This window comes from Dyella sp., assembly GCF_035277725.1.
GTDB lineage: Bacteria > Pseudomonadota > Gammaproteobacteria > Xanthomonadales > Rhodanobacteraceae > Dyella_B.
Window position 1 is genome coordinate 1 of sequence record NZ_DATEJY010000012.1, and the last position, 7,767, is coordinate 7,767.

At 60.7% G+C, this 7,767-nt stretch carries 9 protein-coding genes, 1 tRNA gene and 1 pseudogene; 10 read left to right on the plus strand and 1 reads right to left on the minus strand.

Annotated elements, in window-relative coordinates; genetic code table 11:
• The 10 genes from VJR68_RS00625 to VJR68_RS00670 form a co-directional block, all read left to right on the plus strand.
• A partial coding sequence (locus VJR68_RS00625; protein WP_324145610.1) for a MotA/TolQ/ExbB proton channel family protein occupies positions 1–334 on the plus strand: 334 nt, incomplete at its 5' end.
• Between the two features lie 12 nt (positions 335–346).
• On the plus strand, positions 347–793 hold the full coding sequence (tolR, locus tag VJR68_RS00630) for a protein TolR (RefSeq protein ID WP_324145611.1): 447 nt from the start codon (positions 347–349) through the stop codon (positions 791–793).
• A complete protein-coding gene (gene tolA, locus VJR68_RS00635; protein WP_324145612.1) occupies positions 780–1,718 on the plus strand; it encodes a cell envelope integrity protein TolA in 939 nt (312 codons plus the stop codon). Before tolR ends, tolA begins: the two co-directional genes overlap by 14 nt.
• 9 nt (positions 1,719–1,727) lie before the next feature.
• Positions 1,728–3,044: a Tol-Pal system beta propeller repeat protein TolB gene (gene tolB / locus VJR68_RS00640; protein ID WP_324145613.1), complete on the plus strand. Its 1,317-nt coding sequence runs from the start codon at positions 1,728–1,730 to the stop codon at positions 3,042–3,044.
• A 248-nt stretch (positions 3,045–3,292) separates the two neighbouring features.
• A complete protein-coding gene (gene pal, locus VJR68_RS00645; protein ID WP_324145614.1) occupies positions 3,293–3,802 on the plus strand; it encodes a peptidoglycan-associated lipoprotein Pal in 510 nt (169 codons plus the stop codon).
• Positions 3,802–4,650, plus strand: coding sequence for a tol-pal system protein YbgF (gene ybgF, locus VJR68_RS00650; protein ID WP_324145615.1), 849 nt, complete (start codon positions 3,802–3,804; stop codon positions 4,648–4,650). The genes pal and ybgF overlap by 1 nt, the downstream gene beginning before the upstream one ends.
• Before the next feature lie 25 nt (positions 4,651–4,675).
• Positions 4,676–5,353: a 7-carboxy-7-deazaguanine synthase QueE gene (gene queE, locus VJR68_RS00655; protein WP_324145618.1), complete on the plus strand. Its 678-nt coding sequence runs from the start codon at positions 4,676–4,678 to the stop codon at positions 5,351–5,353.
• Positions 5,354–5,526: 173 nt separating this feature from the next.
• On the plus strand, positions 5,527–6,207 hold the full coding sequence (gene queC / locus VJR68_RS00660; protein WP_324145616.1) for a 7-cyano-7-deazaguanine synthase QueC: 681 nt from the start codon (positions 5,527–5,529) through the stop codon (positions 6,205–6,207).
• A gap of 71 nt (positions 6,208–6,278) precedes the next feature.
• Positions 6,279–6,354: transfer RNA gene (locus tag VJR68_RS00665), tRNA-Lys, on the plus strand.
• A gap of 339 nt (positions 6,355–6,693) precedes the next feature.
• A complete protein-coding gene (locus VJR68_RS00670; protein WP_324145617.1) occupies positions 6,694–7,092 on the plus strand; it encodes a hypothetical protein in 399 nt (132 codons plus the stop codon).
• A gap of 21 nt (positions 7,093–7,113) precedes the next feature.
• On the opposite strand, the pseudogene VJR68_RS00675 reads toward VJR68_RS00670, so the two are convergent.
• A pseudogene (locus tag VJR68_RS00675) lies at positions 7,114–7,767 on the minus strand (hypothetical protein); the annotation flags it as partial.

Below are 7,767 nucleotides of genomic sequence, written 5' to 3' on the forward strand. Positions count from 1 at the left end.
CAAGGAAATCGGGCTGCTCGAACGCAACCTGGAATTTCTTGCCAACGTGGGTTCCATCAGTCCGTATGTGGGTCTGTTCGGTACCGTGTGGGGCATCATGGGTGCCTTCCAGGGCCTGGGCGAAATGAAGGACGTCACCATCGCCGTGGTGGCGCCGCACATCTCCGAGGCGCTGATCGCCACTGCGATGGGTCTGTTCGCGGCGATTCCGGCGGTGTGGGCGTACAACCGCTACGCCAACAAAGTGGAACGCGTCGCCTCGCGCTATGAAGTATTCCAGGAAGAGTTCTCCTCCGTACTGCAGCGCCAGATCCAGATCGACGAAAATCACTAAGAGGCCGCGACCATGCGTAGCTCCGCGCGCCACAAGCGTTTCAAGCTCAAATCCGAAATCAACGTCGTGCCCTACATCGACGTGATGCTCGTGCTGCTGATCATCTTCATGGTCACCACGCCGATGCTCAACTCCAACGTCGACGTCAACTTGCCGCAAGCCAACGCCAAGTCGCTGCAGGACAAGAAAGAGCCGGTGATCGTTTCGGTCGATACCCAAGGCCAGATGTATCTCACCCTGGGCACCAGCAAGAAGGAACCGATCGACGCCGATGCGCTGAAGGTGAAGGTCGGCGCGTTCGTCAAGCAGAATCCGGATGTGAGCGTGCTGGTCGCGGGTGATCGCGACGGCAAGTACGACGGTGTCTATCAGGTACTGGCCTTGTTGCAGCAGGCCGGTGTAGCCAAGGTCGGGTTGATGAGTGCGCCGGAGTCGGGCAAGCCCAATGGACGACCGTAACGCCAAGGGCACTCCGCTCGCGGTCGTACTATCGGCCGTTCTCCATCTGGGTATCGTCGCCTTCCTGTTCCTGGCGATGCTGCCCTGCACGGCGTACGAGAAATTCCTCACCGCGCTGCACCTGCCCAACCCGATCACCTGTACGCCACCGCCGCTGCAGCTCAGCGGTCCGGTGATCGAGGCCACGCTGCTCGGCAATACGGCTGCGCCGCCGCCGAAATCGGAGAAGGTGAAGCCGGTGCCAAACACGGTGCCGCCGCCGCCTTCCGTGCCCCCGCCGCCGCCCCCGCCCGTGCAGCAGCCCAAGCCAAGCCCATTGCCGCCGCCGCCGGAACATCCGGACGTGGTGGATCAGGAGCGCGTGGTGCAGGACGCCCTGGAAAAGGCCGAGAACGCCAAGAAAGAACAGGAAGAAAAGCAGCGTCAGCGGCAGGCTGAGTTGGACGCCCAGGCGGCCAAAAAGAAAGCCGAGCAGGAAAAAGTGGATCAGCTGTTCAAGCAGCTCGATGCCGCGTCGGCGCAGACGCAGAAAGCCGATACCAAGGCCAAGCAGGCCAAGCAACAGCTGGCGGACATCAAGAATGCGCAAACCGATGGGCAGGAGAACCTGCCCAACGCGAACCAGCGCCAGACCGGCAACAATTCCAACAGCACGCTGCTATCGCAGTACATGGCCGCAATTCAGAACGCCGTCACGCAGAATTGGATCAGGCCGGATAACATGCCGAACGCGCCGTGCGTGGTTCACATCGTGCAGATCCCCGGTGGGCAAGTGCTGAGCGCCAAGGCGTCGCCCAGCTGCCCGTATGATGCGGCCGGCAAGAAATCCGTCGAGGATGCCGTGCTACGTGCGCAACCGCTGCCTTACCAGGGTTTTGAAAGCGTGTTCCAGCGCGACATCAACTTCACCTTCATTCCGCAGTGAGCTAGCCCCATGCGCAGATCTTCCCGATCATTACTTACCCTCGTCCTGCTGCTGATCGCGGCGCTGGTGACGGGCCCTGCCTTCGGCCAGGCGTTGAACGTGCAGATCGTCGGCGGCATCAAGTCGGCCACCCCGGTCGCCGTGGTGCCGTTCGCACAGCAAGGCGCGCCGCTGCCGACGGACATTGCCGACGTGATCCGCAACGACCTCAACCGCTGCGGCAAATTCCGCTCGCTTGCGGTCAGTGAAATCGTCGAGCAGCCCAGCCAGGGTTCGGACATCAAGTTCGCCACCTGGCGCTTGCTCAAGCAGGACTACATCGTGATCGGCCGCATCAAGGATGCCGGCAACGGCATGGTGACGGTGGAATACGAGCTGTGGGACGTCAACCGCCAGCAACGTCTGCTTGGCGAGGCGATGTCGCCGGCGGCCACCAGCGATCTGCGCAGCGTCGCGCACCAGATCGCCGACAAGATCTTCCAGCAGATCACCGGCATCCCCGGCGCGTTCTGGACGCGGATTGCCTACGTCACGATGGTCGGCACCGGCAACAATGCCAATTACTCGCTGATCGTGGCCGATTCGGATGGCTATAACCCGCAGGTGGTGGCGCGCTCGCACGAAGCGCTGCTGTCGCCCAAGTGGTCGCCGGATGGTTCGCGCATCGCCTACGTGTCGTTCGAAAGCGGTGACTCGGCCATCTATATCCAGAACATTTCCACCGGTGCCCGCCAGTTGATCTCAGCCCGCAAGGGCATCAACGGCGCGCCTGCCTGGTCGCCCGATGGCAGCAAGCTCGCGGTGGCGCTCTCCTATACCGGCAACCCCGAGATCTACGTGATGGACCTGGGCAGCCGCCAGGAAACCCGCCTGACCCGCAGCCTGGCCATCAATACCGAGCCGGTCTGGGCGCCGGATGGCCAGAGCATCTATTTCACGTCCGACCGCTCCGGCCGGCCGCAGATCTATCGCGTTGCCGCGTCCGGCGGCACGCCCGAGCGCGTCAGCTTCCAGGGCCAGCAGAACCTCAATGCCGCGGTCAGCTACGATGGCAAGCAGATTGCCATGGTGCAGGCCAATGGGAACGTGTATCGTATCGCCATCATGGACCAGAGCCTCGGTGGCCAGGTGCGCTTCATCTCGCCCGGTCCGATTGACGAATCGCCAAGCTTCGCGCCGAACGCCAGCATGTTGATCTACGCCGCCACCGATGGAAGCCGAGACGTGCTTTACGCCGTATCGAACGATGGCATGGTGCGTCAGCGCTTGGCACTTGCCGACGGCGATGTTCGCTCGCCGGCTTGGGGACCCTATCGCAAGCAATGATTTGATCCAGCCGCCCTCCTGAGGGAAGGTGGCTGGGACGACCCGAGAGGGGGCCGGAGCATGCGAATGTTCCGGTCGGGCGTGACCGTTTGCCATGCCTGTTTTGCTGGCCTCTGCAGTACAATGCGTGGCTATGCTTTAAAGTGAAGAAAAAATAAAAACTACAGCCGGTCCACCGGCGACTACTGACCTGTAACCGCAATCGTCATTGACTGTCGGAAACCAAACCCGTTTGAAGGAACGTCACCATGAATAAGACCGTTCGTATCGCCCTGGTCGCCCTGCTCTGCGTCGGTGCGGCCGCTTGCTCCAAGAAGCAGGAAGTTAAGCCCCAGGCTCCGCAGCAGGAAACCCAGCAGCAGGCTCCGGCCCAGACCGGTGAGCACAAGTACACCGCTGCTGACCTCGACACCGATGCCTGCCTGAAGCAGCGCACCGTGTACTTCGACTTCGACAAGGACGAAGTGAAGCCGGAGTTCCAGCAGATCATGCAGTGCCATGCCAAGTTCCTGCAGGACGTGCCGACCGCTCGCATGCGCCTGGAAGGCAACGCCGACGAGCGTGGCACGCGTGAGTACAACCTGGGCCTCGGCGAGCGTCGTGGCAATGCCGTGTCCAGCGCACTGCAGGCCAATGGCGGTTCGTCCAGCCAGATCAGCGTGATCAGCTACGGCAAAGAAAAGCCGGTGTGCCGCGAGCACAACGAAGATTGCTGGAGCAAGAACCGTCGCGTTGAGATCGTCTACACGGCGACATAATGGTGGTTCGATTGGCTCATCGCTTCACGGCCAATCTCAGCATGGCGGGCGCCTTGGCGTCCGCCATGCTGTTTATGGCGCCCGTGCATGCGCAGAATTCCCCCATGAGCCTGGCCGATCGCGTTGCCCGCCTCGAGCAGCAACAGCAGAACCAGGATCAGAACAAGCTCAACCAGCTCAATCAGCTGCAGCAAATGCAGCAGACCATGCAGCAGATGCAGGGCCAGATCGAAGAACTGCAGCACCAGGTGCAGCAGTTGCAGGATCAGAGCAAGGCGCAGTATGCCGATCTGGACAGCCGCGTCGGCCGCCTGGAAAAACAGGGCAGCGCAAACCCCGCGCCTTCTTCTAGTGCACCGCCCGCAGCCAATGCATCGGCACCCGGCAGTGCGGCTTCCGCCGCTGCGCCACCTGCCGCCGCCGCGCCAGCAGCACCCGCTCAATCGCCAGCCCAGAAGGCTGCTGCGCAAAACGCCTATAACGCCGCCTTCAAATCCCTGCGCGCAGGCGATTACGTCTCGTCATCGCGCGGGTTCCGCGAGTTCATCCAGAAATACCCCAACGACGCGCTGACGCCGAATGCGTTCTATTGGCTGGGCGAGTCCTACTATGCGACCACCAACTACCAAGTTGCGGTGGAAGCCTTCAAGCATCTGCTGAACCAGTATCCGCAAAGCGAAAAAGTGCCGGATGCCACGCTCAAGCTCGGCTACAGCCAGCTTGAAATGAAACAGACGGACGCGGGCGTCGCTACGCTGAAGTCGGTGGTCAGCAAATATCCCAATTCCAACGCGGCCAAGTTGGCCCAGGAACGCCTGCGGCGCATTTCGCAGCAGACGGCGCGGTGAGGTTCAAGTGGTGAGCAGCAGTCCGGTGAACGTGGAAACCGCCACGCCGGTCCAGCCTGCGGGCGAGCGTTTGCGCATCACCGAGATCTTCCATTCGATCCAGGGCGAAGCCGATGCGATCGGCTGGCGCACCGTCTTCGTGCGACTCACTGGCTGCCCGCTGCGTTGTGTTTGGTGCGATACCGAGTATTCGTTCTACGGTGGCAACTGGCGCGATATCGATGACATTCTTGCCGAGGTCGCTTCCCATGGTGCCTCGCACGTATGCGTCACCGGTGGTGAACCGCTGGCGCAGAAGCGTTGCCTGATCCTGCTGCGCAAGCTCTGCGATGCCGGCTATGAGGTATCACTGGAAACATCCGGCGCGCTCGACGTTGCCGATGTCGATCGGCGCGTGCGCAAGGTGATGGACCTGAAGGCACCCGATTCCGGTGAAGCGCAACGCAACCTGTGGTCGAACCTCGATCATCTGCTGCCGCACGATCAGGTCAAGATCGTGATCGCCAGCCGCGCTGATTACGAATGGGCGCGCGGCGTCGTGGCCGAGCATCGCATCGAGCAGCGTTGCATGGTGCTGTTCTCGCCGGTGCACGGCGCGGTCGAGCCGCGCGCGCTGGCGGAATGGATCATCGAAGACAAACTGCCCGTGCGTTTTCAACTGCAGCTGCACAAGCTGCTGTGGAATGATGCGCCGGGGCATTGACGTAGGTTGGGGGTGCGAACCCCAACATCGAAATGCCTGTACATGTGACGATGTTGGGATTCGCATCCCAACCTGCGTGGTTGCGCAAGAGATAAAACCTTACGCCCCGGCCTGTGTCGCCGGTCAGCGCTCCCGGCCGGTGACCGGCCGTTCCGCACTTGGAAATAATCACCATGTCAGCTTCCACACCCCGCAAAGCCGTCATCCTCGTTTCCGGCGGCATGGACTCCGCCGTCACCATCGCCATCGCCCGCGAACAGGGCTTTCAGGTGCACGCCTTGAGCGTCGCCTATGGCCAACGCCACAGCTCCGAACTGGATGCCGCGGCACGCGTTGCACACATGCTCGGCGCCGTCGAGCACAAGACCGTGCACGTCGATCTGCGCAGCATCGGCGGTTCCGCGCTCACTGCCGACATCGACGTGCCGGAGCAGGGCAGTGACGGCATCCCCGTGACCTACGTGCCTGCACGCAACACCATCATGCTGTCGGTGGCACTGGGTTGGGCCGAAGTGCTCGGCTCTACGGATATCTGGTGTGGCGTCAACGCGGTGGATTACTCCGGCTATCCCGACTGCCGTCCGGCTTTCATCGAAGCGTTCGAGCAACTTGCCAACGTTGCCACCAAGGCCGGCGTGGAAGGGGCGGGCATCCGCATCCACGCGCCGCTGATGGCCATGAGCAAGGCCGACATCGCCCGCGAAGGCCATCGTCTCGGCTTGGATTTTTCAGCCACCGTCAGCTGCTACCAGGCCGATGCCGAAGGCCGCGCCTGCGGCCGCTGCGACGCATGCCGCCTGCGTGCGCAGGGTTTTCGTGAGGCCGGCCTGCCCGACCCCACCCGCTACGCCTGAGAAATACCCAAATCGGCCGCATTGCTTGTGCCAAGGCCGCCCAGACCTTAAAATTGCCAGCTTACTTTTCCGGGCCGTTAGCTCAGCCGGTAGAGCAGCGGACTTTTAATCCGTTGGTCGACAGTTCGAATCTGTCACGGCCCACCAAGACATCCTCCGACGACATCCTGTCATCTCGGAAACAAAAGACCCCGCCGAAAGCGGGGTTTTTTGTTGTTTGCGATTCGCCTATTGCGATGGCTGCCAGCCTCGATCTGAGCAATCACGAGCAAGTGATGCACGCCTACCGAGAAGAACGTGCAAATAGGGCAAACACTTACATCAAAATAGGACGAACGCTTGCGGAAAAATCGTCTTTCGTTGCTTCCGTGTGTTGATTCATTCTGATCGCGGGGAATCCTTCCACCAAGCAGAGGACGCGCCATGTTTTGCTTTTCCCGCAACTTTCTTCGTCGAACGATTCTGACTACCGTGACGGCCTTGAGCATGACCACCGTGGTTGCCGCACAAGCTGCGACACCAGCTTCTGGGTTAGGGCAATCATGGCCTAACGCACCCGACGTCAGCGCCAATCCGCACTACCACGTGTACCGGTTTGACCGCGATGGTGTGGCATATATCCAGGTCAATGATCTTCAAGGCAAGGTACGCGCTGCCTTTGGGATTGCACAGAGCGTGCCGTTTGCGCTGCCGATGGGTGTCGATACACAAAACGTCACCACAACTGCTGGTAGTTCGCCTACGGATTTGATGCAAGTGGTCTATCAGGACAACAGCATGACCGTTGAGGCGGAGTCGCAAGCCGATGGAAGCGTAAGCATTACGGCAAATGCCGCATGTCAGGATCCCGAGCATTGCACACAGAACGCCATTGTTGTTCGGTAGTGATGCTCCTGCATCGTGATGCTAGTTTGCCCACAGGCGAACATTTTCGATGACGTGATTCCGATTCGAACTTCGCGAAGCGGTGTCGCTGAGTAATGCGGTAAAGCGTATGCCAGTGGGGATGGCACGGAAGCGTGCATTTCCCTGGAATAAACGAGCCAATAGCTGCAGTTCACTATCGGTCTTTGCGCTGGTGCCCAGTTTGGGCGCCAAGCGCTGCCGCTCCTTAGCTTGCAAAATGCCATAAGCCACCTGGGATTCATCCAGCATGCCATCTAAGCGCAGCACCACCCACGGAATGCCATTTAGTCGTCCCTTGCGAACAGTTAGGTGAATGCCAATGCATGCAGGTGACGTGCTAATCGTCACGGCTGCCTCGCAGGCCATGCGATAGATGGCTGCCTGCAAAGCCTCGTTCAAAAAACGAAGACCCTGGCGCCCCGGTGTTTCGCAGGAATAGGGAATGCCTACCTCACGCAGGGCCTTGCCGATCGTTTCTTCCAAAGCAGCCGCCAGGCCGCGTTCCCGCCATGCACTGGGGTGGATGCTTTCAGCAAGATGATAGACGTTCTTCTGGACATCCAAAAAATCCTTGCCATAGTCGTCCCGTGCGTCGGCGGGAACAAAACGTTGAAGAACGCGAACGTAATCCATGCGCAGTGCGCCCGCCACGCA